The organism is Dactylosporangium sp. NPDC051087, from assembly GCF_055586325.1.
In genome coordinates this window covers 156,497-181,581 of the sequence record NZ_JBVJIJ010000019.1, presented here as the reverse complement: position 1 = coordinate 181,581, position 25,085 = coordinate 156,497, and the positions used below count along the sequence as shown (strand labels likewise).

Annotated in this window: 22 protein-coding genes; 5 read left to right on the top strand and 17 right to left on the bottom strand. The window is 71.9% G+C overall.

Going from position 1 to position 25,085, the window contains the following annotated elements:
- Window positions 1-65: 65 nt before the first annotated feature.
- Window positions 66-554, top strand: coding sequence for a transcriptional regulator BldD (gene bldD / locus ACZ6TV_RS33245; RefSeq protein WP_033356835.1), 489 nt, complete (start codon window positions 66-68; stop codon window positions 552-554).
- Between the two features lie 222 nt (window positions 555-776).
- On the opposite strand, the gene nusB is transcribed toward bldD, so the two are convergent.
- Window positions 777-1,184 carry a transcription antitermination factor NusB gene (nusB, locus tag ACZ6TV_RS33240; RefSeq protein WP_344503658.1) on the bottom strand — a complete coding sequence of 136 codons (408 nt, stop codon included), beginning with the start codon at window positions 1,182-1,184 and terminating at the stop codon, window positions 777-779.
- A 50-nt stretch (window positions 1,185-1,234) separates the two neighbouring features.
- A complete protein-coding gene (efp, locus tag ACZ6TV_RS33235) occupies window positions 1,235-1,792 on the bottom strand; it encodes an elongation factor P (RefSeq protein WP_465301390.1) in 558 nt (185 codons plus the stop codon).
- Between efp and mptB the strand changes: the two genes are divergently transcribed.
- Entirely contained in the window at window positions 1,712-3,286 is a 1,575-nt protein-coding gene (gene mptB, locus ACZ6TV_RS33230; protein WP_465301388.1) for a polyprenol phosphomannose-dependent alpha 1,6 mannosyltransferase MptB, read from the top strand. The two genes, efp and mptB, sit on opposite strands and share 81 nt — an antisense overlap.
- Window positions 3,287-4,492: 1,206 nt before the next feature.
- On the opposite strand, the gene aroB is transcribed toward mptB, so the two are convergent.
- From aroB to ACZ6TV_RS33180, 10 genes are all read right to left on the bottom strand, one after another.
- Entirely contained in the window at window positions 4,493-5,554 is a 1,062-nt protein-coding gene (gene aroB / locus ACZ6TV_RS33225) for a 3-dehydroquinate synthase (protein ID WP_465301386.1), read from the bottom strand.
- Entirely contained in the window at window positions 5,551-6,048 is a 498-nt protein-coding gene (locus tag ACZ6TV_RS33220; RefSeq protein WP_465301384.1) for a shikimate kinase, read from the bottom strand. Before ACZ6TV_RS33220 ends, aroB begins: the two co-directional genes overlap by 4 nt.
- A complete protein-coding gene (aroC, locus tag ACZ6TV_RS33215; protein ID WP_465301382.1) occupies window positions 6,045-7,223 on the bottom strand; it encodes a chorismate synthase in 1,179 nt (392 codons plus the stop codon). Before aroC ends, ACZ6TV_RS33220 begins: the two co-directional genes overlap by 4 nt.
- Before the next feature lie 57 nt (window positions 7,224-7,280).
- Window positions 7,281-8,075 carry a shikimate dehydrogenase gene (locus tag ACZ6TV_RS33210; protein ID WP_465301380.1) on the bottom strand — a complete coding sequence of 265 codons (795 nt, stop codon included), beginning with the start codon at window positions 8,073-8,075 and terminating at the stop codon, window positions 7,281-7,283.
- Window positions 8,076-9,269 carry an endolytic transglycosylase MltG gene (gene mltG / locus ACZ6TV_RS33205; protein WP_465301378.1) on the bottom strand — a complete coding sequence of 398 codons (1,194 nt, stop codon included), beginning with the start codon at window positions 9,267-9,269 and terminating at the stop codon, window positions 8,076-8,078.
- A gap of 21 nt (window positions 9,270-9,290) precedes the next feature.
- Window positions 9,291-9,758, bottom strand: a complete 468-nt coding sequence (gene ruvX / locus ACZ6TV_RS33200) for a Holliday junction resolvase RuvX (protein WP_465301376.1) — start codon at window positions 9,756-9,758, stop codon at window positions 9,291-9,293.
- Between the two features lie 88 nt (window positions 9,759-9,846).
- Complete coding sequence (alaS, locus tag ACZ6TV_RS33195; RefSeq protein WP_465301374.1) at window positions 9,847-12,507, bottom strand: alanine--tRNA ligase; 2,661 nt, start codon at window positions 12,505-12,507, stop codon at window positions 9,847-9,849.
- A complete protein-coding gene (locus ACZ6TV_RS33190; protein WP_465301372.1) occupies window positions 12,504-12,770 on the bottom strand; it encodes a hypothetical protein in 267 nt (88 codons plus the stop codon). The genes alaS and ACZ6TV_RS33190 overlap by 4 nt, the downstream gene beginning before the upstream one ends.
- Before the next feature lie 57 nt (window positions 12,771-12,827).
- Entirely contained in the window at window positions 12,828-13,277 is a 450-nt protein-coding gene (locus ACZ6TV_RS33185; protein ID WP_354778036.1) for a DUF948 domain-containing protein, read from the bottom strand.
- Between the two features lie 150 nt (window positions 13,278-13,427).
- Window positions 13,428-14,213 carry a hypothetical protein gene (locus ACZ6TV_RS33180; protein WP_465301370.1) on the bottom strand — a complete coding sequence of 262 codons (786 nt, stop codon included), beginning with the start codon at window positions 14,211-14,213 and terminating at the stop codon, window positions 13,428-13,430.
- A gap of 372 nt (window positions 14,214-14,585) precedes the next feature.
- Between ACZ6TV_RS33180 and ACZ6TV_RS33175 the strand changes: the two genes are divergently transcribed.
- Window positions 14,586-15,182 (top strand): hypothetical protein, encoded by a 597-nt coding sequence (locus ACZ6TV_RS33175; RefSeq protein ID WP_465301368.1) that lies wholly within the window; start codon window positions 14,586-14,588, stop codon window positions 15,180-15,182.
- Between the two features lie 1,568 nt (window positions 15,183-16,750).
- Here the strand turns inward: ACZ6TV_RS33175 and ACZ6TV_RS33170 are convergent.
- The 5 genes from ACZ6TV_RS33170 to ACZ6TV_RS33150 form a co-directional block, all read right to left on the bottom strand.
- On the bottom strand, window positions 16,751-18,172 hold the full coding sequence (locus tag ACZ6TV_RS33170; protein ID WP_465301366.1) for a replication-associated recombination protein A: 1,422 nt from the start codon (window positions 18,170-18,172) through the stop codon (window positions 16,751-16,753).
- Between the two features lie 137 nt (window positions 18,173-18,309).
- Window positions 18,310-19,086, bottom strand: a complete 777-nt coding sequence (locus tag ACZ6TV_RS33165) for a sugar nucleotide-binding protein (RefSeq protein ID WP_465301573.1) — start codon at window positions 19,084-19,086, stop codon at window positions 18,310-18,312.
- 2 nt (window positions 19,087-19,088) lie between these two features.
- On the bottom strand, window positions 19,089-20,903 hold the full coding sequence (gene aspS, locus ACZ6TV_RS33160; RefSeq protein WP_465301364.1) for an aspartate--tRNA ligase: 1,815 nt from the start codon (window positions 20,901-20,903) through the stop codon (window positions 19,089-19,091).
- Window positions 20,904-20,958: 55 nt separating this feature from the next.
- Window positions 20,959-22,269, bottom strand: a complete 1,311-nt coding sequence (gene hisS / locus ACZ6TV_RS33155) for a histidine--tRNA ligase (protein ID WP_465301362.1) — start codon at window positions 22,267-22,269, stop codon at window positions 20,959-20,961.
- Window positions 22,270-22,275: 6 nt separating this feature from the next.
- The gene (locus ACZ6TV_RS33150; RefSeq protein WP_465301360.1) at window positions 22,276-22,950 is read right to left on the bottom strand and encodes an MBL fold metallo-hydrolase; all 675 of its coding nucleotides are present in this window, start codon (window positions 22,948-22,950) and stop codon (window positions 22,276-22,278) included.
- A gap of 193 nt (window positions 22,951-23,143) precedes the next feature.
- Here ACZ6TV_RS33150 and ACZ6TV_RS33145 point away from each other — a divergent pair, with 193 nt between their 5' ends.
- Together ACZ6TV_RS33145 and ACZ6TV_RS33140 are read left to right on the top strand one after the other, a co-directional pair.
- The gene (locus tag ACZ6TV_RS33145; protein WP_465301358.1) at window positions 23,144-24,058 is read left to right on the top strand and encodes a peptidylprolyl isomerase; all 915 of its coding nucleotides are present in this window, start codon (window positions 23,144-23,146) and stop codon (window positions 24,056-24,058) included.
- A 36-nt stretch (window positions 24,059-24,094) separates the two neighbouring features.
- Window positions 24,095-24,964: a peptidylprolyl isomerase gene (locus ACZ6TV_RS33140; protein ID WP_465301356.1), complete on the top strand. Its 870-nt coding sequence runs from the start codon at window positions 24,095-24,097 to the stop codon at window positions 24,962-24,964.
- Window positions 24,965-25,085: the final 121 nt, after the last annotated feature.

Here is a 25,085-nt window from a genome sequence, read left to right as displayed (position 1 = left end):
GTTACGGTCACGCTCCGTAGCGATCGCTGGGGAAACCCCTCAGGCCAGTGACTGGGAGTGTCCGTATGCCGTCTGAGTACGCCAAGTCTCTTGGTGCTCGCCTGCGCTCCATTCGACAGCAGCAGGGGCTGTCTCTGCAGGGTGTCGAGGAGAAGTCGGCAGGGCGCTGGAAAGCCGTCGTCGTCGGTTCGTACGAGCGGGGCGACCGGGCCGTCACCGTGTCCCGCCTGGCCGAGCTGGCCGAGTTCTACCGCGTGCCCGTCGCCGAGCTGCTGCCCGAGGGCAGCGGCGTGCGCCACGAGCCCACCAACAAGATCGTCCTGGACCTGGAGCGGCTCTACGACGCCGGCGCGGAGGACCTCGCCTACGTCGCCCGCTACGCCCGGGCCATCCAGCAGCAGCGCGGCGACTACAACGGCCGCGTGCTGTCGATCCGCGCGGACGACCTGCGTGCCCTGGCGATCGTCTACGACGCGTCGCCGTCGGGCCTGGTCGAGCGGCTCAACGAGCACGGCGTGCTCGTCACCGACCCGCGCAGCCTGTTCCAGTCCTGACCTTCCCGTAGCAAGGAGGGGGTCGCTTCGGCGGCCCCCTCCTTGCGTTCTACGCGCTCACGGTGGGGCGCACATCACCCTCCGCGGAGGGCGTGATCATGATCTCGTCGCGGCGTTCGGGTGCGGACAGCTCGTCGCGGCTTTTGTGTGCGGACAGCGCGAAGCCGGGCTGATCCGCTCGGTGGCGGATCACACCCGGCTCGACTGGCTTCCAGCGGCGTCTTACGTGGCGTAGTCGGCGATCCGGCCCAGGATGCCGTTGAGGAAGCGGGGCGAGTCGTCGGTCGACAGCGTCTCCGCCAGCTCGACCGCCTCCGTGATCGCCACGGGGTTGTCGATCTCGTCGTTGTACAGCAGCTCATACACCGCGATGCGGGCGAGATTCCGGTCGACGACCGGCATCCGCTCCAGGGTCCAGCCCTCGGCGTAGCTGGACAGCAGCTCGTCGATGCGGACGGCGTGGCTCTCCACGCCCTCGACCAGCTGGACGGTGTAGGGCAGGTAGCCGGGCTTCGGCTCCTCGAGATTGGCCACGTAGGACGTCAGGACCGACCCGCGCGGCTCACCGCGCAGGTCGGCCTGGTAGAGCACGTCGAGGGCGCGCTTGCGGGCCTTGCGCCGCGCGGTCATCTGCGCGGTGACGTCGCCCCCGAGGAAGGAGCCCCCAGTGAAGGACACGGTCAGGACCGGCCGAGGTAACGGCTGTCGCGGGTGTCGACCTTGATCTTCTCACCGGTCGTGATGAACAGCGGCACGTTGACCGTGGCGCCCGTCTCGACCGTGGCCGGCTTGGTGCCGCCGGTGGAGCGGTCGCCCTGCAGGCCGGGCTCGGTGTAGGTGACCTCCAGGATCACCGACGTCGGCAGCTCGACGTACAGCGGCACACCCTCGTGCGTCGCGACCGTCACCTCAGCCTCGGGCAGCAGGAACTTCGTGCCCTCGCCGACCGTGCCGGCCGGGACGGAGATCTGCTCATACGACTGGAGATCCATGAACACGTAGTCTTCACCGTCGATGTACAGATACTGCATCGTGCGCTTGTCGACGGTGGCGGTCTCGACCTTGGTGCCGGCGTTGAACGTGCGGTCGACCACCTTGCCGGAAAGCACGTTCTTGAGGGTGGTCCGCACGAACGCGCCGCCCTTGCCCGGCTTCACATGCTGGAACTCAACAACGGCCCACAGATCGCCGTCGAGGTTGAGCACCAGGCCGTTCTTCAGGTCGTTCGTGGTTGCCATGTGGATAGACGTCACTTTCGTCAGTTGGTCCGTGCGGCATCATGCCGGCGGAAAGGCCCGAAGCAGTGTACCGGTCGGGCCGATCCCCGTTCATGTCGCCTTAGCCACGGAGACATGAAACTCAGCCAGTGTGCCGGAGTGAGAGTCAACCGTACCCTGGGTTTCGCGGGTTCCGTCGCCATCGCGCTGGGTGGCGTCGCGGCGGGCGCCCTGCCGCGCGACGACCCGTTCGAGCACTGGCCCGTGGTCCGGGAGCTGCGCGCGTTCCCCTTGGTGGGTGTCGCCTGCACCTATTTCGGCCTGGCCCTGCTGTGCGGCGCGTGGCTGCGCATGCGCTCCACGCTGGACGGGCAGCGCCCCGCCGACCTCATCAGGACCATGTTGTGGTGGGCCGCGCCACTGGCCGCGACCGCCCCGATGTTCAGCCGCGACGTGTACAGCTACCTCGCCCAGGGCGCCATGGTGCAGCGCGGCCTCGACGCGTACCGTTGGGGCCCGTCCTCCCTCGGCGGCCCGCTCGCCCTGGACGTGCCACCCATCTGGCAGGACACGCCCGCCCCGTACGGCCCGGTGTTCCTGCGCTGCGCCTCGGCGATCATGGCCGTGACCGGCGAGCACACCGTCGTCGGCGTGTGGGCGATGCGGCTCGTCGCGCTGATCGGCGTCGCCCTGGTCGTCGCGTGCCTGCCGGGCCTCGCCGCCCGCTTCGGTGTCCCGCCGCAGCACGCCCTGTGGTTCGGCGCGCTCAACCCGCTGCTCCTGCTGCACCTGGTCGCCGGCGCCCACAACGACGCCCTCATGGTCGGCCTGGTCGCCGCGGGCCTGCTCGCCGCCGTCCGCGACCGCCCGCTCCTGGGCGCCGCCCTCGTCGTCGCCGCCGCGCTCGTGAAGGCCCCCGCGATCCTCGCCCTCGTCACCGTCGTCATGCTGTCCCGCGGCCGCCCCGCCGCCCTGATCCGGGCCACGGCCGGCGCGGTCCTCGCCTTCATCGTGCTGCAGGCCGCCTCCGGGCTCGGCCTCGGCTGGATCGCCGCCCTGCGCACCCCCACCACCGTCCGCAACGGCCTGTCGCTGAGCACCGACGTCGGCATGCTCCTCGCGGAAGCCGGCCACCCCGGCGCGATGGCGATCATCCGGGTCGTCGCGGCCCTCGCCGGCTTCGCCCTGGCCGGCTGGGCACTGCTGCGCGCCCCGAACCCCGTCGCCGGCCTGGGCCTCGCCCTCGCCGCGATCGTCCTCTGCGGGCCGGTGGTGCATCCGTGGTACCTGCTGTGGCCGATCGTCCCGCTCGCCGCCGGCCTGCGCCACCCCCCGAAGGCCGCGGTACGCCTGTCGGTGGGCATCGCGATGTTCCTGCTGCCGTTCGGCGCCCCCGGCTACCCCGAAGCCGTCGTGGCCGCCGCCTTCGGCACCGTGGCGGGCGTCCTCTACCTGCGCCTGCGTCCCCCGGCCACCGCGTTCCTGCCCGCCGCGGTCCCGGCCGCCACCGCCTGAGCACCCCCGGGACCGGGTGGTCCGGCCCTTGACCAGGTCTGACGCCCGCACCGCCGACCCGCTCCGTCGCAACGAGCGGCCGGCCTGACGCGGGAGGCCGGTCCTGGGACGAATCGAACGAGTCGGACGATTCGTGGCGTGAAAGGTGCGGGTGGCAGCGTGCGACGGATCAGGCGGCCGGTCCCAGGCGGCGACCGCATCGCAGGCGTCGACGGACGGGACGAGAGCGGACGGCGGATCAGGTGGGAGCCGGGTGGCAACCGCGCCACCGACGACGAGCACCGGAAGCCCGCAGCGGCCGGCGGAGTCGAGCGCAGATCAGCAGCCGGGCGGCGACCTCTCAACCGATGACGACCAGTCACCTGCATCCGAGATTCCGCCGCACCACAGGCGACGCAACCTCAGCACCTGCGGGGTGGGACGAGCAACACCAGCCACCACATCGCGGCCGTCGCAAACCCAGCCGCCAGGGCACACGCGACGCAACCAACGCCTGTGACCCACGGGCAACACCAGCACCTACAGCCCGATGAGCGGCACGAGCCACCACGACTCGGGCGACGCGACGCCAGCACCTCCCGGCCTGGGCGAGCATCACCGCCGACTATGCCGCAGATGACCCAACCCAGCGACCCACACCGCAGGCGACGCAAACCGCACCCCGCAGCACGACGACACAACACCAACACCCGCAGCCTGGGCGAACACCACCAACGACCATGCCGCAGATGACCCAACCCAGCGACCCACACCGCAGGCGACGCAAACCGCACCCCGCAGCACGCGCGACGCAACACCGGCGTCCGCGTCACCAGCGGCGCGAAGCAGGCGGCACGGCAGGTGCGGCGGGGGCCCGCGGGCGGCAGGTGCCAGACGCCGCCGAATACCGGAGACGCAGAGCTGGCGGGCACGGCACCGGCCACCGCAGCGTGGGCGACGTAGTCCGGCGACCACGGCATCAGCGACGCAAAGCCGGCGGCCGTGGCGCGGGCGGTGGACAAATGCGCGCGAGGGTCAGACGGCGGACAGCCAGTGACGCGCGGACGGCTGGCAGGTCACGCAGGTCCGGGTCAGGCGACGACCGCCGGCGGCGAAGCGCCAGCGGGCGTGACCCGAGCGGCAGGGTGAGCGGACGTCGTCAGGCGACGACCGCCGGCGGCGAAGCTCCAGCGGGCGTGACCCGAGCGGCAGGGTGAGCGGACGGGGTCAGGAGGCGACCGCCTCATAGGCGGTGAACAGCAGGTCGTCGGGTGGGCCGGCCAAGGTGCCCGGGGTGGCCAGGCCGTCCAGGACGACGAAGCGCAGCGTCGCGCCGCGGGCCTTCTTGTCGACGCGCATGGCGGCGTGCAGGTCGGGCCAGGCGGCTGCGTCATAGGTGACGGGGAGGCCCAGCAGGGTCAGGACGCTGAGGTGCCGGGCGGCGACGTCGGCGGGGAGGCGGCCGGTGAGCCTGCCCAGCTCGGCGGCGTAGACGAGGCCGACGGAGACGGCGTGGCCGTGCTTCCAGCGATACTGCTCGCGGCGCTCGATGGCGTGGCCGAGGGTGTGGCCGTAGTTGAGGATCTCGCGGAGGCCGGACTCGCGCAGGTCGGCGGAGACGACGCGGGCCTTGACGGCGACGGCGCGCTCGACCAGGGAGGAGAGCACCGGGCCGTGCGGGTCGAGGGCGAGCGCCGGGTCGGCCTCGATGAGGTCGAGGATGGTGGGGTCGGCGATGAAGCCGCACTTGACCACCTCGGCCATGCCGGCGCGCAGGTCGTCGGCGGGCAGGGTGTCGAGGGTCGACAGGTCGCAGACGACGCCGGCCGGTGGGTAGAAGGCGCCGACGAGGTTCTTGCCGGCGGCGGTGTTGATGCCGGTCTTGCCGCCGACGGCGGCGTCGACCATGCCGAGGAGGCTGGTCGGGACCTGGACGAGCCGGACGCCGCGCAGCCAGCTCGCGGCGACGAACCCGGCGAGGTCGGTGACGGCGCCGCCGCCCACGCCGACGACGGCGTCGCTGCGGGTGAAGGCGGCCTCGCCGAGGGCGTCCCAGCAGCCGGCGGCGACGGCGATGTCCTTGCCGGCCTCGGCGTCGGGGACCTCCAGGGGCAGGATCCCGTGGCCGGCGGCGCGGAGCGCGGCCATGACCTGCTCGGCGTGTGCCCGGACGGGGCCGGCGAAGATGACCGCGACCTGGGCGGCGCCGCTGACGAGGGCGGGCACCTGGTCGGACAGGCCCCGGCCGATCAGCACCTGGTAGCCGGAGACGTCGACGACGGCGGTCACAGCTTGCCCGCCAGTTCCCCGGTGATGTCCTCGGGGGTGCGGCCGTCGGTGGTGACGGTGACCGTGGCGACCTGCTCATACAGCGGGCGGCGCTGGTCGAGCAGATACTTCAGGGTGGCCCGCGGGTTGAGCGCGAGCAGCGGCCGGCCGCTGCCGAGCCCGACCCGGGACACGGCGTCGGACAGCTCGACGGTCAGGTAGACCACGGTGTGCCCCGCGAGCAGGTCCCTCGTCGAATCGGCGAGGATCGCGCCGCCGCCGAGGGCGAGGACGCCGTCGAACGAGGACAGCGCCGAGGCGACCGCGGCCCGCTCCAGCGCCCGGAAGTGGTCCTCACCCTCGTCGATGAAGATCTCCGGGATCGGCTTGCCGGCCGTGGCCTCGATGTCGGCGTCGACGTCGCGGAACGGCACGCCCAGGGCCGAGGCGAGCAGCGTGCCGACGGTCGTCTTCCCCGCTCCCGGGGGACCCACCAGGACAGCGCGAGGGCTCACCGGACCACCAGATGGTCGAGGTAGGAGGCGACGTTGCGCTGGATCTCCGCCACCGAGTCGCCGCCGAACTTCTCCAGCGCCGCCTCGGCCAGGACCAGCGCGACCATCGCCTCGGCGACGACGGCGGCGGCGGGGACCGCGCACACGTCGGAGCGCTGGTTGATCGCGGTCGCGGGCTCGCCGGTGGTGATGTCGATGGTCTGCAGCGCCCGGTTGAGCGAGGAGATCGGCTTCATCGCGGCGCGGACGCGCAGGGGCTCGCCGGTGGTGATGCCGCCTTCGAGGCCGCCGGCCCGGTCGGTGACCCGGCGGACGCCTTCGGCGGTGGGGATGATCTCGTCGTGCGCCTGCGAGCCGCGGGAGCGGGCCTGCGTGAACGCGTCGCCGATCTCCACGCCCTTGATCGCCTGGATGGACATGAGGGCGGTGGCGAGGCGGGCGTCGAGCTTGCGGTCCCACTGGACGTGGCTGCCGAGGCCCGGCGGGACGCCATAGGCGAGGACCTCGACGATGCCGCCGAGGGTGTCGGCGTCCTTCTTCGCGGCGTCGACCTCCTCGACCATGCGGGCGCTCGCGTCGGGGTCGAGGCAGCGCAGCGGGTCGGCGTCGATGCGGTCGAAGTCCTCTGGGCGCGGCAGCAGGCCGGGCTTCGCGGCGACGGAGCCGAGCTCGATGACGTGGGAGACGATCTCGATGCCGAGGGCCTGGCGCAGCAGGTGCTTGGCGACGGTGCCGACGGCGACCCGGGCGGCGGTCTCCCGCGCGCTGGCCCGCTCGAGGATCGGCCTGGCGTCGGTGTGCCCGTATTTCTGCATGCCGGCGAGGTCGGCGTGGCCGGGCCGGGGCCGGGTCAGCGGCGCGTTGCGGGCCTGCGCGGCGAGCAGGTCAGGATCGACCGGGTCGGCCGCCATGACGGTCTCCCACTTCGGCCACTCGCTGTTGCCGACGCGGATCGCGACGGGGCTGCCGAGCGTGAGCCCGTGCCGGAGGCCGCCGACGAACTCGACCACGTCCTGCTCGAACGCCATCCTCGCGCCGCGGCCATAGCCGAGACGTCGACGGGACAACTCTGCCGCCACGGACGCGCTCGTCACTTCGATGCCGGCGGGAACGCCCTCCAGAATCGCGACGAGTGCCGGGCCATGCGACTCACCTGCGGTCAACCAGCGCAACACGTCGGCAAGTCTGTCACGGAGGTACGACAAGTCCCACAGTGAGGTACGGACCGCCCGTCAGACGGGACGCAGCGCCGCCCGCATCGCGGCCACCGGCGCCGCTGCGCCGGTGAAGAGCTCGAACTGGTCGACCGCCTGCCACAGCAGCAGGTCGAGGCCGGACACGATCGCGCAGCCCGCGGACGAGGCCGCGGCGGCGAGGGGCGTCGGCCACGGCTCGTAGATGGCGTCGAACACGACGGGCCGCCCGGACCAGTCCGCGAGCGCGAGCGGGTCCGCCGCCCCCTTTGGGACCGTGGAGATCACCACCGGGAACGCCGTGCACGATGCCAGCGAGTCCCACGGCGCGTGCTCCAGTTCGACGTCCAGCGCCGACGCGACCGGCAGCAGCTCTTCGAAGGCGGAGGGTCGGCGGGTGTACAGCGTCACGTCGGCCGACAACGACGCCGCCGCGGCCAGCGCCGCCCGGGCGGTCCCCCCGCCGCCGAGCACGGCCAGTCTCGGTGTCCGGGCGATCCCGGCCTCCAGCAGTGCCCGCACCATCCCCGGCGCGTCGGTGTTGTAGGCGTGCCACCCATACGACCGGCGCACGAGCGTGTTGGCCGCGCCGATCGCCGCCGCGAACGGGTCGACCATCGCGGCGACGTCCAGCGCGACCTCTTTGAGCGGCATGGTCAGCGACAGCCCGGCCCAGTCGGTCCCGAGCCCGGCGACGAACGCGGCGAGGTCGTCCGTGCCGCACTCGATCGCCTCATACGTCCAGTCGCGCAGCCCGGCGGCGGCATAGCCGGCGTTGTGGATCGCCGGTGAGCGCGAGTGGCTCACCGGCTGGCCGAGGACCGCCGCCCGCACCTACTTGACGCCGTTCTTCTGGGCCTGGTCCCACAGCTTCTGGAACTCCGGATACGTCTTCGCGTAGGCGGTGTTGCCGGCCGTGTCGATGGCGAGGAAGAAGTAGTAGTCGTGCTTCGGCGGGTTGATCGCCGCCTTCAGCGCGCTGGTGCCGGGCATGCTGATCGGCCCGATCGGCATGCCCGGGACGTCGTGGGCGTTGTACGGGTTCTTCTTGTTGTGCAGCTCGGAGTTGAGCAGCTCGGTCGAGGGCTTGGCGCCCTTGCCGGTGATCCGCAGGTAGTAGTTGACGGTGCTGTCGACCTGCAGGCAGTTGCACGGGAACTTGCCGGAGTAGACCCGGTTGTAGAGGACCCGGACGATGCCTTCCTGGTCCTTGTCGAGGCCCTCGACCTGGGCGATCGACGCGGCGATCAGCGCCTCGTAGGGCGAGATGTGCAGCGAGGTCTGCACGCCGTCGATGAAGCCGAGGGAGTCGATCTCCTGGTTGAACCGGTTGATGATGATCTTCAGGACGGTGGCCGCGTCGGTGACGTTGGGCGGGAACTCATAGGTCGCCGGGAAGAGGAAGCCCTCGATGCTCTTGGCGACCTCCTTCTTGTCCTGCCGGGTGAACCACACGTCGGACAGGCCGAGCGCCTTGGTGTCCTGCGACGCCTTCTCGAACTCCTCATACGGGATCTTGGTGACCTCGGAGAGCTTCTTGAAGGTGTCCTGATACGTCATGCCCTCGGGCAGCGTGACCTTGTTGACCAGGCGGCTCTTCGGGTCGAGCATCAGCGACAGGGCGTCGGAGGCGCGCATCTGCTTGCGCAGCTTGTAGAAGCCCGGCTGCAGCTTCTTGCTGCGCTCGTCCTTCTTCGCGGCCTCGACGAACGCCTTCGCGCTCTTCACGACATCATTTTCCACCAGCGTGTTGGCGATGTCGGCGGCATACTGGTCCTTGAGGACCTCGACCGTCACCTCACCGGTGCCACCGCCGTTGTAGTCGGCAGCGGTGAACATGTCCTTGACCCGGTCCACGCCGATATAGGCCCCGAATGCGAGGCCCCCGAAGACCAGCAGGCTGATGAAGAGCGCGAGGAAGGTCTTCCCGCCACGCCCCTTCCGCCTGCCGCGGGGACTGGACGCGGCGCGGCGCCGATGTCTGCTGGGCCGCTCCTCGTCGTCCCAGCCCAGATCAAGCTCGCCCATCTGTCCTTCGCCTCCTGGCACTCAGCCGCGAACGGCCCGGCGCGCGTCGAGCCATCGTTGCAGGATCTCCACCGCGGCCACCTGATCGATGACCGCGCGTTGCCGCCTGCCCCGGACGCCGCGCTCCGACAGCCTACGTGTTGCCGCCGCCGTGGACATCCTCTCGTCCGTCAGCAGGACCGGCACGGGGTCCGCCAGCACGGCCAAACGGTCGGCATATTGCCTGATGAGGGCCGCTGCTGGCCCTTCCTTGCCGGCCAGGTTGATTGGCAGGCCGACAATGATCTCCACCGCTTCGTGCTCCGCGACCAGTCGCAAGATTTCGGACATGTCCGAAGAGACCTTGTCACTCTCGGTGACCTGATCGCGCGGCAGCGTCGCAACGGGGGTGGCGAGGATCCCGTCGGGATCACACATCGAGACGCCGACGCGGACGCTGCCGACGTCGACCCCGATCCGCCGGCCCCGTGTCCACGGCTGAGTCGTCACGGGTAGCACCCTATGCGCACGGCGCACCCCGCGAACGCTCGCGGGTAGGTGAATCGACGAATTCACCTACCCGCATGCGAACGGACAGCTACAGGGCGCGCTCGACCGCTGCGAGCAACACAGGCGCCTGATCGGCCGGCACGCCGCCGCCCTGCGCGAGGTCGGCGTTGCCGCCGCCACGGCCGGACAGGGCGCCCTTGACCAGGTCACCGGCGGACAGGCCGCGGCCCTTGGCGGCCGCGTTGAGCCCGACGACGAGCGACGCCTTGCCGCCGGCGCGGGCGGTGACGGCGACGACCGCCGGCCGGTCCGCCGGGATCCGGCCGCGGATCTCCTGCACCAGGGTGCGGACCTCGTTGGCCGAGGTGCCCTCGGGTGCCTCGGTGCCGACGTACGCGACGCCGTTGATGTCCTTGGCCGCGTCGGCGAGCCCGCCGGCATTGGCGAGGACCAGCTGGGTGCGCAGCTTCTCCAGCTCCCGCTCGGCGTCGCGCAGCTGCGCGACCGTCTGCTCGACCCGGTCGGCGACCTGGTCGCCGGGGACCCGGAACAGCTCGGCGAGGCGGGACACGAGGACGTGCTCGCGCGCCAGGTGACCGAACGCGTCGAGACCGACGAGCGCCTCGACGCGTCGTACACCCGAACCGATCGACGACTCGGAGAGGATCTTGACCAGGCCGAGCTGGCTGGAGCGCTCGACGTGGGTGCCGCCGCACAGCTCGCGCGCGTAGTCGCCGACCTCGACGACGCGGACCTCGTCGCCGTACTTCTCGCCGAACAGCGCCATGGCGCCGAGCTTGCGCGCCTCCTCCTGCGACGTGATGAACGCGTGCACCAGCAGGTCCCGCAGCAGTACCTCGTTGACCTGCTGCTCGACGTCGTGCAGGACGCTCTGTGGCACGGCGCCGGGGGTGTTGAAGTCGAAGCGGAGCCGGCCGGGCGCGTTGAGCGAGCCCGCCTGGGTCGCCGACTCGCCGAGGAAGTTGCGCATCGTCTGGTGGATCAGGTGGGTCGCGGTGTGCGCCCGCGACACGGCCCGCCGGCGCCCGGTGTCGATCTCGGCGAACGCGGACTCACCGGCCCGGATCTCGCCTTCCAGGACCTTGACCCGGTGCACGATGAGGCCCGGCAGCGGCGTCTGCACGTCGAGGACCTCGGCCTTGCCGCTGCCGGTGGTGATGACGCCCAGGTCGGGCATCTGGCCGCCGCCCTCGGCGTAGAACGGGGTCGCGTCCAGGACCAGGGAGATCTCCTCGCCCTGGGCCGCGGCGGCCGCGCCGAGCAGCGACCGGACCGACGACTCCCGGGCGACCTCGCGGTAGCCGGTGAACTCGACCGGCCCGCCCTGCTCCAGGGCCGCGCGGAACTGCGACAGGTCGGCGTGGCCGGTCTTGCGCGCCTTGGCGTCGGCCTTGGCGCGGGTGCGCTGCTCCGCCATGAGACGGCGGAATCCGTCCTCGTCGACCGTCAGGCCCTGCTCGGCCGCGATCTCCAGGGTCAGGTCGATCGGGAAGCCGTACGTGTCGTGCAGCTGGAACGCCTTGTCGCCGGGGAGCACGGACTTCGACGCCGCTTTCGTGTCGCTCATCGCGACGTCGAGGATCGTGGTGCCGGCCCGCAGCGTCTGCAGGAAGGCCTCCTCCTCGCCGTAGGCGTAGCTGGAGATCCGGTCGAAGTCGGCGGCGACCTCCGGGTACGACGGCGACATGCAGTCTCGGGCGATCGGCAGCAGGATCGGCAGCGCCGGCCCCTCGTGCCAGCCGAGGAGCCGGATCGAGCGGATCGCGCGGCGCAGGATGCGGCGCAGCACGTAGCCGCGGCCCTCGTTCGACGGCGTCACACCGTCGGAGATCACCATGAGCGCGGTGCGGACGTGGTCGGCGATGACACGCAGCCGCACGTCGTCGGGGTGCGACTCGGACGCGACGTGCGAGGTGACCTGGCCGTAGCGCTTGCCGGTCATCTCGGCGGCCTTGGTCAGGATCGGGTTGACCTCGTCGATCTCGTACAGGTTGTCGACGCCCTGCAGGATCGAGGCGATGCGCTCCAGGCCCATGCCGGTGTCGATGTTCTTGGCCGGCAGCTCACCGACGATGTCGAAGTCCTCCTTCGACCGCACGTTGGTGATCTCGTACTGCATGAAGACGAGGTTCCAGTACTCCATGTAGCGGTCCTCGTCGACCTCCGGCCCGCCCTCCTTGCCGTAGGAGGGGCCGCGGTCGAAGTACAGCTCCGAGCACGGACCGGCCGGCCCGGGGATGCCCATGGACCAGAAGTTGTCCTTCTTGCCGCGGCGCACGATCCGCTCGGCGGGCAGCCCGGTCTGCTTCCACAGCTCGATCGCCTCGTCGTCGTCGAGGTAGACCGTCGCCCAGATCCGCTCCGGGTCGAGGCCGAAGCCGCCCTTGTCGACCGGGTTGGTCGACAGGTCCCAGGCGAGCTTGATCGCGCCTTCCTTGAAGTAGTCGCCGAAGCTGAAGTTGCCGTTCATCTGGAAGAACGTGCCGTGCCGGCTGGTCTTGCCGACCTCGTCGATGTCCGGCGTCCGGATGCACTTCTGCACCGACGCGGCCCGCGGGTACGGCGGGGTCCGCTGCCCCAGGAAGAACGGCACGAACTGGACCATGCCCGCGTTGATGAACAGCAGGTTCGGGTCGGCGATCGCCGGCAGCGGCGCGCTGGGCACCACCGTGTGCCCCGCCCCCTCGAAATGGGCGAGGAAACGACGCTTGATCTCCGCGGTCTTCATCGGTGCTGCCGGCCTTCCGGGTAAAGGTCTTCGTCCAGGGTCGAACCATCGGTGAACGCGGCGTGGATCTCGGCCTCACGCTCCGCCATGCCGTCACGCACGTCGTCGACGAACCCCCGGACCGACCCGGCGAAACCGGCGGCCGAGTCCCGCGCCTGCGCGGCGATGCCCTGCGGGGTGAAGGCCTGCGCTTTCTTCGCCACCGCGCGGACCACGAGCGCGCCGATGGCGAGTCCGATCCCGAGCCACAGCAACCGCCGCATGGCTCAACCTCTCTCTGTTTGCGTTTGTCAGGTGGTGTACGGGCAGCGCACGGCCGGTCAGGCCCGCTTGCGCCGCGACTGCTTGATCTGTTCGCGGACCTCGGCCTCGTCGGCGGCGGCACGGCGGTTCGCGGCGGCCTTGCGGACCCCGTAACCGAACGCGGCGACCTTCACGAGCGGATTCGCGGCGGCTGCGCTGACCACAGTGGACAGGTTCGCCACGTTGGCGCTCACGTGCGACACGTTCTCGGTGATCGTGTCGATGCGGGCGAGCTGCATGTTGACCCCGTCGAGCGTGGTGTGCACCTGGTTGAGGGCCACGTTGACGTTGTCGATCGTGGAGTTGACCCGCTCCAGCATCGGGGTCGTCTGGTCAGCGACGTCGCGCAGCGCGCCGGTCGCCGCGTCGATCGTGTGCCGGACCCTCAGGATCGGCACCGCGAGCACGAGAACGAGCACGAAAAAACCACCCGACGCCACCAGCGCCGCGATACCGCCCAGGGACACGGACACGCCCGCTTCCTCCTTCACCCGCGTGGATGCGCTCATCCAACGGAGGAACCCTACCCTCCGTGATGTAGGTGCGCTTCTCGACCGGCCGTCATCCGCCGCCCCGTTCCCCGCCTGGGCGGTCACCGGCCGATCCGGGTATCGACGTCAACCGCCGTCCTGCGCACCGCCCGGTCCGTAGCTGATCCTGTTGAACACCTTGATCGTGGCCACCGCGAGCGGGCAGATCGCGGTCGGCGCCGGGCCGGGGCTCTCGATCTCCGACGGCTGCGGACCCGGGTCCGCGGACGGGGACTGGCTGGCCGGGGCCTTCGCCGTCGGTTTGCCGGGCTGGGACGGGTTCACCGTCGGCCTGGCGTTCTTGACGTCGCAGACGGCTGCCCGTACCCACAGATCCAGCACATACTCGTCGCGCTGCCAGCACGTCTCGATGCCGTCGACGCCTTCGGCCTGGCAGTCGGGGATGTCCCACTCGACCCAGCCGGCGTCCTTGAGCTTGCCGACGAACGCGCGGTTGGTCTCCTCCGGCCCGCGCGCGGACTCCCACGTGCGCTGCCGGGACCGGCACTCGCGGATGCACCAGCGGCTGCCCAGGGCCCCGTCGGTCGGGTTGCGGGCCGCCCACTCGGGCAGGTTGAGGCTGTCGAGCTCCACGAACACCGGGTCCCTGGTGAACTCGCGGATCACGAAGAACGCGGCCGGCGCGCTGACCACCGCGAGGACCACGAAGATGATCGTCGCGAGCCGCAGCTGCCGGACCCGCTTGGCCTGCGCGAGCTGGAGCAGCCCGAACGGCGCGATCTGCGTCGTGGACTCCCAGTCGAACGCCCCCGGCGTGGTGGCGGTGCCGCGGTACGTGGTCGCGGGGTTGGGGTCGAACCGCGCGAGGTCGACGAACGGCTTGGGTGGCGCTTCGCCGGGCTGGCGGGCCACGCCGTAGGGCGACGGCCGCCCGCCGGGTCCTTGCGGCCCGCGCTGCTGCGGCCCGCCGCGCTGGAAGCCCTGCGGTCCAGGGCCACGACCGTGCGGGTCGCCGCCCTGCGGTCCAGAGCCACGACCGTGAGAGTCGCCGCCCTGCGGTCCAGAGCCACGACCGTGCGGGTCGCCGCCCTGCGGTCCAGAGCCACGACCGTGCGGGTCGCCGCCCTGGGGTCCTGGGCCGCGGCCGTGCGGGTCGCCGCTCTGGGGGACGGGGCCGCCTCGGCCGGCCTGCGGTCCGGTGCCCTGGGGGCCGCCGGTGGGGTTGGAGCTCGTGTTGTGTGCCGCGGTGGGCTGTGATCCGACGCCCCGGGAGCCTGCGGAGCCGTGGCCGCCCCGGCCGCCCTGCGCGGCGGCGGGACCCGGGTCGGCGGCGAAGCGGCCGGTGGGCTCGGCGCCGGCGCGGCGCTGGGACGGTGGGGTGGCGCCGGCGGCGAACCTGCCGGAGGGCTCCCCCGCGGCCACCTCGAACGACCGGCGGCTCCCGCTCTGCTCGAGGTCGGGCTCGCCACGGCGCGGCTCGGGCACGGCACGCTCGAACGACCGGCGGCCGCCGCTCTGCTCCAGGTCAGGCTCGCCACGACGAAGCTCGGGCACAGCACGCTCGAACGACCGGCGGCCACCGCTCTGCTCCAGGTCGGGCTCGCCACTACGAGGCTCAGGCACGACACGGTCGAACGACCGGCGGCCACCGCTCTGCTCGAGGTCAGGCTCGCCACGACGAGGCTCGGGCACCGCACGCTCGAACGATCTGCGACCCCCGCTCTGCTCCAGATCGGGAACGGCACGCTCGAACGACCGGCGACCACCGCTCTGCTCCAGGTCGGGCTCGCCACGACGAGGCTCGGGCACGACACGGTCGAACGACCGGCGGCCGCCGCTCTGCTCCAGGTCGGGCGCGGCTCTGCGGCCGCGGGACGGTGACTCGTCGTCGGCGCGGCGGTCGTCGGTGGGGGCGCGGTGTCCGCCCGGGGCCGCTTCGCGGGCTGGCGAGTCCCACGGGGACGGCGCACCGCCCGGCACCGCACCCGGGCCGGACTCGGGCACCGACGCCCGGCCGCCGCCAGGTCCGGCCGCGCGACCGGCAACCGGACCGGTGCCAGGGACCGCCGTGCGACCGGCATCGGGTCCGACGCCGGACCCGACGCCAGGTCCAGCACCTGGTCCTACACCGGGTCCAGCACCAGGTCCAGCACCAGGGACGGAGGTGCGACCGGTGGCAGGTCCCGCACCGGGGACCGCCCGGCCGGTCGCAGGGCCGGCGCCGGGGACCGCCGTGCGACCGGCCGCGGGACCGCCGCCGGGGATCGAGGTCCGACCGGCCGCGGGACCGCCGCCAGGGGTCGAGGTCCGACCAGCCGCGGGACCGCCGCCAGGGGTCGAGGTCCGGCCGGGCGCGGAGTCGCCGCCAGGGGCCGAGATCCGGCCGGGCGCGGAGTCACCGCCGGGGATCGGGGTGCGACCGGGCGCGGGATCGCCGCCGGGCACCGGGGTCCGGCCGGCCGGGATGCCGCTGCCGGGGATCGGGGTGCGGCCGGTGGCGGGGTCGGGCACCGGCGTGCGGCCCGTCGCGGGGCCGGGCTCGGGCACGGATGAGCGACCGGCGCCGGGCACGGACGTGCGGCCGGCGACCGGCCCCGTCTCGGGCGCCGCGCGCCAGCCGGCGACGGGTGCGGCACCGGCGGCGGGCACCCGCCCGGAAGGCGTGGCACCGGTCGACGGCTCGCGACGACCCACCGGCTCGGCCTGGGGCTGCCAGGGAGCGGTCTCCGGGGCAGCACGGCGACCTGCCTCGGGGGCTGCGCGACGCCCGGCCGGCGGGGTCTCCGCAGCTCCTCGATGCCCAGGGTGAGCGGGATATCCGGCCGGCGGTGCGTCGGGAGCGGCGCGGCGGCCGGTGGGCTCGGAGGTCTCGGGGGCGGCGCGGCGACCCGGCTGGGAGGTCTCCGGCTGCCACGACGGCGCGGGCTCCGGGACGCGCCCCCGGGCGGGAACCCCACCGGACGGCGACTCACGCTCGACCTCACGACCAGCGGCGCGACGACCCGCCGCGGGCACACCACCCGACGGCGACTCACGCTCAGCGGCACGACGACCCGCCGCAGGTACGCCACCCGACGGCGACTCGCGCTCAGCCTCACGACCGGCAGCGCGACGACCCGCGGCGGGTACACCACCCGACGGCGACTCACGCTCAGCCTCACGACCGGCAGCGCGCCCAGCCGGCCACGCCGTCGTGGGATCCGCGGCGGGGCGGCGGCCGGCGGCGGGCACGCCACCAGACGGGGACTCGCGGGGGGCGTGCCAGGGGTCGGCGGGCTGGTCCAGGACGTCGCGGGCGGGCTGGTGGGGTGGGGCGGGGGGCTGCTGGAGGCCGTCTTCGTCGCCTCGGGCGCTGCGGAGTTCGGCGAGCCAGCCGAGGTCCTCGTCGCTCGGGCCTTCTTCGGCCTTGCCGCGGCCGCGCCGCTTCTTGGCCTCATCTCGACCCGATGTCACCGGTGCCGCTCCTCCACCATGCTGGTCGCGCCGTCGGACGCGGGTCCCGGCGCAGGCTCAATGGTCCCCCGCACGATACGCCGCAGTTTCGGCAATCGTTCCGCCACTGCTCGCTCTGCGCCATGGCCCGTAGGGCGGTAGTACTCCCGGTCGTCGAGTCCTTTCGGCGCGTACCGTTGCTGGACAACGCCTCGCGGGTCGTCGTGGGGGTATTTGTACCCTTTGCCGTGCCCGAGCTTGGATGCGCCGCTGTAGTGCGAATCGCGTAAATGCGCGGGGACCGCACCACCGTGTCCGGCGCGGACGTCGGACATCGCGGCGCCGATCGCGGCGACCACCGCGTTGGACTTCGGGGCGAGTGCGAGATGGATCACCGCCTGGGCCAGGATGATCTGCACCTCGGGCAGCCCGACGAACTCCACGGCGTGCGCGGCGGCGGTCGCGGTCTGCAGCGCGGTCGGGTCGGCCATGCCGATGTCCTCGCTGGCGTGCACGATCAGGCGGCGGGCGATGAACCTGGCGTCCTCCCCCGCGACGATCATGCGGGCGAGGTAGTGCAGGGCGGCGTCGACGTCGGAGCCGCGGATGCTCTTGATGAACGCGCTCACCACGTCGTAGTGTTCGTCGCCGTCCCGGTCGTACCGCAGCGCGGCCACGTCGAACGCCTGCTCGGCGGTCTCCAGGTCCACGACGGAGGACCCCTGCGCCAGTGCGGCTCCCGCGGCCGCCTCCAGGGCCGTGAGGGCCTTCCGCACGTCGCCGCCCGCCAGGTGTACCAGATGCGCCTCGGCCTCAGGTGCCAGGCTGACCGCGCCGTCGAGCCCCCGGGCGTCGGTGACGGCGCGGCGCACGAGGGTCCGGACGTCGTCGTCCGTCAACGGCTGCAACGTCAGGTGCACGCAGCGTGACATGAGCGGCTTGATGACGGAGAAGAACGGGTTCTCGGTGGTGGCGGCGAGCAGCGAGACGGTGCGGTCCTCGACGGCGGCGAGCAGCGAGTCCTGCTGCGTCTTGCTGAAGCGGTGCACCTCGTCGATGAACAGCACGGTCGACGGCCCGCCCCGGCGCCGCTCGCGGCGTGCGACATCGATGACCGCCCGCACGTCCTTGACCCCGGCGTTGAGCGCGGACAGGGCCACGAACCTGCGGTCGGTGGCGGCCGCGGCCAGGTGCGCGACGGTGGTCTTGCCGCAGCCGGGCGGCCCGGACAGGATCACCGACATCGGCGAGTCCCCCGACACGAGCTGCCGCAGCGGCGAGCCGGGCACGAGCAGCCGCTCCTGCCCGACGAGCTCGTCGAGGGTCCGCGGCCGCATCCGCACCGCGAGGGGCGCGTCGGCGGCGACGTCGTCGAACCCGCCGGGGAGCGCGGGATCGCCGCCGCCGCCCGGGGAGTGCACTTCGAACAAGCCGTCCACGGCCCCAGACCCTACAGCTTCCAGCTCCACGTCCCTTGCGGGCCGCGGTTTTGTGGGGGGCTGCGCCTCCCCACACCCCCCCATGCGAACGCTCCGCGTCCGCACTCAGGCCCTGTGTACGCCGTGAGAGAACTTGGTCAGACAGCCCGGGGGGTGAGACCGAGCAGCTTCGCCGCCGCCGACGAGTCGAGCACCACCCGGGCCGGTCGGGTCAGCCCGCTCGCCGCAATGGTGGAGGCGGGCACTTTCCCCGGGTCGATCCCGTGCCGGGCCGCCACCCGCAGACCGATGTCGTGCCGGGACAGCGCTTCGGGACCTGCGACGTTGAGCACTCCGGCGTGGTCGGTCGCGATCAGGGCGGCGATGGCCGCGGCGAGGTCGTCGACGGCGATCGGGCAGCGGATCTCGTCGGTGAACAGCGCCCCTCGCGCCGCGCCGGAGGACAGGGCGAGGCAGGTCTGCTCGTGCCGGGACAGAGGGCCGCGGCCGCCGGAGACGATCAGCGAGGTCCGCACGATCGCCGCGGACGGGTCGACGGCGGCGACGGCCTCCTCCGCGGCGGCCTTCGCGGCGCCGTACTCGAAGACCGGCGACGGCTCGTCCGCCTCCGTGTACGGCGCGTCACGGCCGGCGAACACCGCGTCGGAGGAGACGTGCACGAGCCGGGCGCCGACCGACCGCGCGGCGACCGCGACGTTGGCGGTGCCGGCCGCGACGACCGCCCAGAGGTCCTCGGCGGACCCGCCGTTGTTGCCGAGGACGGTCGCCGTGTGGACGACGGTCGCAGGTCGTGCCGACGCAAACAGCGCCGAAAGGGCGGCCAGGTCCCTGACGTCGGTCCTCGGCGCCGGCACGGCCCCGCACAGGGCGGCGACGGCGCCTCCGAGATACCCGGAGGCGCCGGTCACGAGCACCGTCAAGCCTTCGCCTCCGCGGGCTTCGCGTCCGCCGACGTCTTGGGCTTGGCGTCCACGCCCGCCTCGGTGCGCTGCTGCGCGGTGATCGGGGTCGGCGCGCCGGTCAGCGGGTCGAAGCCGCCGCCGGTCTTCGGGAACGCGATCACCTCACGGATCGAGTCCGCGCCCGCGAGGAGCATGCAGATGCGGTCCCAGCCGAAGGCGATGCCGGCGTGCGGCGGCGGGCCGTACTTGAACGCCTCGAGCAGGAAGCCGAACTTGTCCGCCGCGTCCTCGGCGCCGATGCCGAGGATGTCGAAGACCCGCCGCTGCACGTCGCCGCGGTGGATACGGACCGAGCCGCCGCCGATCTCGTTGCCGTTGCAGACGATGTCGTACGCGTAGGCGAGCGCCTCGCCCGGCGACTCCTCGAACCGGTCGATCCACTCCCGGTTGGGCGAGGTGAACGGGTGGTGCACGGCCGTCCAGCCCTTCGCGCCACCGCCGGTGCCGCCGGCCTCGGGGTCGGTCGGCTCGAACATGGGCGCGTCGACGACCCAGCAGAACGACCACGCGGACTCGTCGACGAGCTTCGCCCGCTTGGCGATCTCGATGCGGGCCGCGCCGAGCAGCTCCTGCGCCTCGCGGCGCTCGGCGGAGGCGGCGAAGAACACCGCGTCGCCGGGCTTGGCGCCGACGGCGTCGGCGAGGCCAGCCAGGTGCTCGGCGGACAGGTTCTTGGCCACCGGGCCCTTCGGCTCGCCGGTCTCGGCGTCCAGGGTCACGTAGGCGAGGCCGCGGGCGCCGCGCGCCTTGGCCCAGTCCTGCCAGCCGTCGAGCTCCTTGCGGGTCTGCGCGGCGCCGCCGGGCATGACGACCGCGCCGACGTAGCCGCCGCCGTCGATCGCGCCGGCGAAGACGCGGAACTCGGTGCCGCGCAGGTAGTCCGTCAGCTCGGTCAGCTCGACGGAGTACCGCAGGTCGGGCTTGTCGGAGCCGTACCGGGCGAGGGCGTCGTGCCAGGTCAGCTTGGGGATGTCGGCGGTGATCTCGTGCCCGGCGAGGTCGGACCACAGGGCGCGGACGATCGACTCGCCGAGCTCGATGATGTCGTCCTGGGTCACGAACGACATCTCGATGTCCAGCTGGGTGAACTCCGGCTGCCGGTCGGCGCGGAAGCCCTCGTCGCGGTAGCAGCGGGCGATCTGGTAATACCGCTCCAGGCCGCCGACCATGAGCAGCTGCTTGAACAGCTGCGGCGACTGCGGCAGCGCATACCAGGTGCCGGGCTGCAGCCGGACGGGGACCAGGAAGTCGCGGGCGCCCTCGGGCGTGGAGCGGGTCAGCGTCGGGGTCTCCACCTCGACGAAGTCGCGGTCCGCGAGGAGGTTGCGGGCGATCTGGTTGGCCCGGGAGCGCAGCTTCATCGCCTTGTGCGGGCCGGAGCGGCGCAGGTCGAGGTAGCGGTAGCGATAGCGGACGTCGTCGCTGGCGGCGTCGCCGTCGTCGACCGGCAGCGGCAGCGGCGCGGCCTCGGACAGCACCTCGAGGGCGGTGGCGACGACCTCGACCGCGCCGGTCGGCAGGTCGGGGTTCTCGTTGCCCTCGGGCCGGGCACGCACCTCGCCGGTGACGAGCACGCAGTACTCGTTGCGCAGCGCGTGCGCGACCTCCATGTCCTCGCGGAAGACGACCTGGACGACGCCGGAGGCGTCCCGGAGATCCACGAAGATCACGCCGCCGTGGTCGCGCCGGCGGGCCACCCAGCCGGCGAGCGTCACGGTCGTGCCGGCGTCGCCGGCCCGCAGGGCGCCGGACTGATGGGATCGGATCACGGGATGTCTCTCTCCTTCGGGCTGTTTTCACACAAGGCAGATCGTGTTCATTCTGTCACCGCAGCGCGGGGGCCATGTCCTCGGCCGGGGGGGCCCACCCGTCCGCGGCGACCTGCTCGCCGGAGCGGATGTCCTTCACCTGGTCAGCGTTGTCCCCGTTGGCGGGGAAAAAGACGAATGGAATGCCTCGTCGCTCGGCGTAGCGGATCTGTTTGCCGAGTTTCGCCGGTGCCGGTGCCACCTCCGTCGCGATGCCCCTGGCCCGCAGCGACGCGGCGATCCGGTTGCTGACGGCACGCTCCTCCTCGCTCCACAACGCGACGAGGACGGCGGTGGGCACGGGTCGCGTGACGCCGAGCGCGTCCTCCTTGAAGAGCAGGCCGAGCAGCCGCGAGACGCCGATGGAGATGCCGACGCCGGGGAAGACGTCCTTGCCGGCGCTGGCGAGGTTGTCGTACCGGCCGCCGGAGCAGATCGAGCCGAACTGCTCGAAACCGGCCAGCTCGGTCTCGTAGACGGTGCCGGTGTAGTAGTCGAGGCCACGGGCGATCTTCAGGGTCGCCTGGACCAGGCCCGGGCTGTGCTCGCGGGCGGTCTCCACGACGGCGGCGAGCTCCGCGATGCCCTCGTCGAGCAGCGGGTGCTCGACGCCGAGCTTGCGGACCTCGTCCGCGAACGAGCCGTCCTGCGCGGTGATCTGCGCCAGCGCCAGGCACGCGTCGGCCCGCGGTTCATCGTACTTTTCGGCGATTTCGGCTTTGACCGCATTTGGGCCGATTTTGTCTAGTTTGTCAACTATTCTCAGGATCTCTTCTGGATCCTCGATGCCGAGGCCCCGGTAGAACCCCTCACACAGCTTCCGGTTGTTCACCAGGATCTTGACCGGCGGGATCGGCAGCGACCGCAGCGCGTCGCCGATCACCAGCGGGATCTCGGCCTCGTAGTGGGAGGGCAGGGTGTCACGGTCGACGATGTCGATGTCCGCCTGCAGGAACTCGCGATAGCGGCCCGCCGCCGGCCGCTCCCCCCGCCACACCTTCTGGATCTGGTACCGGCGGAACGGGAACTGCAGCTTGCCGGCATTTTCAAGGACATACCGGGCAAACGGGACAGTCAGGTCGAAGTGCAGCCCGAGGTTCGGCTCGTCGTCGCCCTCCACCGCCTGCAGGCGGTGCAGCGTGTAGACCTCCTTGGAGGTCTCCCCCTTGCGCAGCAGCTGGTCGAGGGGCTCGACCGCGCGCGTCTCCAGGGACGAGAAGCCGTACAGCTCGAAGGTGCGCCGCAGCCGGTCCAGCACCTGCTGCTCGACGATGCGCTGCTCGGGGAGCCATTCCGGGAACCCGGACAGCGGCGTGGGTCGGGTCATCGGTCTCTACCAGCCTCGGTTCGGGTTCGGTGTGGAAGCTTCGCGGAGGTACGGGTTGCGGGTGCGCTCCCGGCCGATCGTGGTGCCGGGGCCGTGGCCGGGCAGCACGACCAGCTCGTCGGGGAGCGTGAGCACCTTGTCGCGCAGGCTCGCGACCATCTGCGTCATGCTGCCGCCGGGCAGGTCGGTGCGGCCGATCGAGTCCTTGAACAGCACGTCGCCGGTGAAGACCTCGTCCTGGCCGCGGAACATCACGGAGCCGCGGGTGTGCCCCGGCGCGTGGTCGACGACCAGCTCGATGCCGGCGATCTTGAGCACCAGGCCGTCCTCGAGCGGGGCCACGTCCTCCGGCTCGCTCCAGCTCAGCCTGCCGCCGAACAGCGCGGTAAGGTCGGTGCTGAGCCCCTTCGTCGGGTCGGCGAGCATCTCGTTGTCGGCCGGATGGATGTATGCCGTGATGCCGCGCGCGCCACAGACCGGCGTGACGGAGAACGTGTGGTCCAGATGACCATGGGTGAGCAGGACAGCGGCGGGCTGGAGGCGGTGCTCGGCGAGCACGGCCTCGAGGCGGTCGACGACCCCGATCCCGGGATCGATGACGACGCACTGCTCACCGGGCGCGGGAGCGACCACGTAGCAGTTGGTCCCGAACGCTTCGGCGGGAAAGCCGGCGACCAGCAAGACGGCTGTCCTCCCTCTGGTTTTGACGGTTTCAGGGTCCGTCGATGTCCCCGCATCGACACCTCAGACCCTATCCGGAGGTCAGGTACAGCGAACCGTGACCGGGCGGCGACCATCATTCCGGTTTCTACCCGTACACTCTGGCGGGCGTGTGACGTGGCACCCAAACGTATTTTCCTGGAGGGGAGCACAGGTGGCTTCCAGTAAGAGCCGGCAACGCGCCTTGGCGCGGGCGAAGACCGAGCGGCAGATCGCCCGTCGGGCGGCAGCAGCGAGGCGTCGTCGGCAATGGCAGGCCGGCATCGGCGGGGCGGTGGCACTCACCCTGCTGGTCCTGGCCGTGATCTGGAAGACCGGCGGGTTCGACCCAGAGCCGATCCGCGCTTCCGAGTGCGCCTGGACCCCGATCGACGCCGGCAACGGCGTGACCGACGTGGGCAAGCCGCGCACCAACGACATCGTCAAGAACGGTGTGAAGACGATGACGGTCGCGCTCGGCCAGGGCACGGTGACCGCCAAGCTCGACCCGAGCAAGGCGCCCTGCACCGTGGAGAGTTTCACGTACCTGGCGGGCAAGAAGTTCTTCGACAACACCACCTGCCACCGGATGCTCAACGACTCGCTGCTGCAGTGCGGCGACCCGTCGGCGACCGGCACCGGCGGCCCGGCGTACCGCTTCCCGGACGAGAACAACCCGCCGCCGGCGGCCGCCCCCTCGACGGACCCCTCGGCCTCGGCCGACCCGTCGGCGCAGCCGGACACCAGCGTGCTCTACCCGGCCGGCACCGTCGCGATGGCCAACTCCGGCGCCGACACCAACGGCAGCCAGTTCTTCCTGGTCTTCAAGGACATCAAGCTGCCGCCGAACTACACCATCTTCGGCACGATCGTCGGCGGCATGGACGTCCTCACCCAGATCGGCTCCGGCGGCTCCGAGCCGGCCGGCGACGGCAAGCCCAAGACCGAGGCCAAGATCAGCTCGCTGACGGTCACCGACGTCGCACCGCAGGAGGACCCGACGCCCGCCACGTCGGCCCCCGCCTCCGCACCCGCGTCGTCCGCCCCCGCCTCGGCGGCCCCGTCGGCCAGCGCCTCCAGCAAGTCGTAACTCCACCCAATCCCTGCTGAGCAAGGAGTACCAACCGTGACCTCCAACCGGGACCGCCAGCGCGCCGCAGCGCGTGCGCGGCTGGAGCGGGAGATGGCCGACCGCGCCGAGCGTTCCGCCGGCCGCCGGCGCAGGAACACGACGATCGCCGCGACGGCGGGCGGGTTGGTGGTCCTGCTCGGCGTGGCGTGGCTGGTGATCGTCCTGACCAAGGGCGACGACAAGAAGAACACCGCCTCGGCCGACCCCTCCTCGTCGGCGTCCGCGGCCTCGACCAGCTGCACCTGGCTGCCGCTGGTCGACCCCTCCGCGTCGCCGGCCCCGGAGATCCCCAAGGAGGTGAAGGACGTGGGCACCCCGCCCACGTCCGGCGAGCCCCGCACCGGGTCCCAGACCATGACGATGGACACCAGCGTCGGCACCATCAAGATCAAGGTGGACACCGCCAACGCTCCGTGCGCGGCCGCCAGCTTCACGTACCTGGCCAGCAAGAAGTTCTTCGACGGCTCGAAGTGCCACCGCCTGGTGACCCAGAGCATCTACGTCCTGCAGTGCGGCGACCCGTCCGGCACCAGCCTCGGCGGCCCGACGTACCGCTACGCCGAGGAGAACCTGCCGACCGGCCGCCGCCCCGCGTACACCGAGGGCATGGTCGCGATCGCCAAGACGCAGAACCCGGCGTCCAGCGGCAGCCAGTTCTTCATCGTCTACAAGGACATCGAGTCCCTGTCGGCCGACTACACGGTCCTCGGCCGCGTCACCGAAGGCCTCGACCTGGTCAAGAAGGTCGCCGAGGCCGGCACCGTCGCCGACCCCTCGGCCGACCCGGCCGCCGGCGCCTCGGGCGACGGCGCCCCGAAGACCGAGGTCAAGGTCAACTCCCTGACGATGAGCGCCGCCAGCTGACGCTCCGCTCCGACGGCGAGGGCCGGGGGCCACCTCAGCGGGGGCGGGGCCCTTCCTTTTTCTTTTTGGCCCGACACCCACCCCCTGGTCCCCAGCAAGCGGACCCACGAAGGAAGGGCCT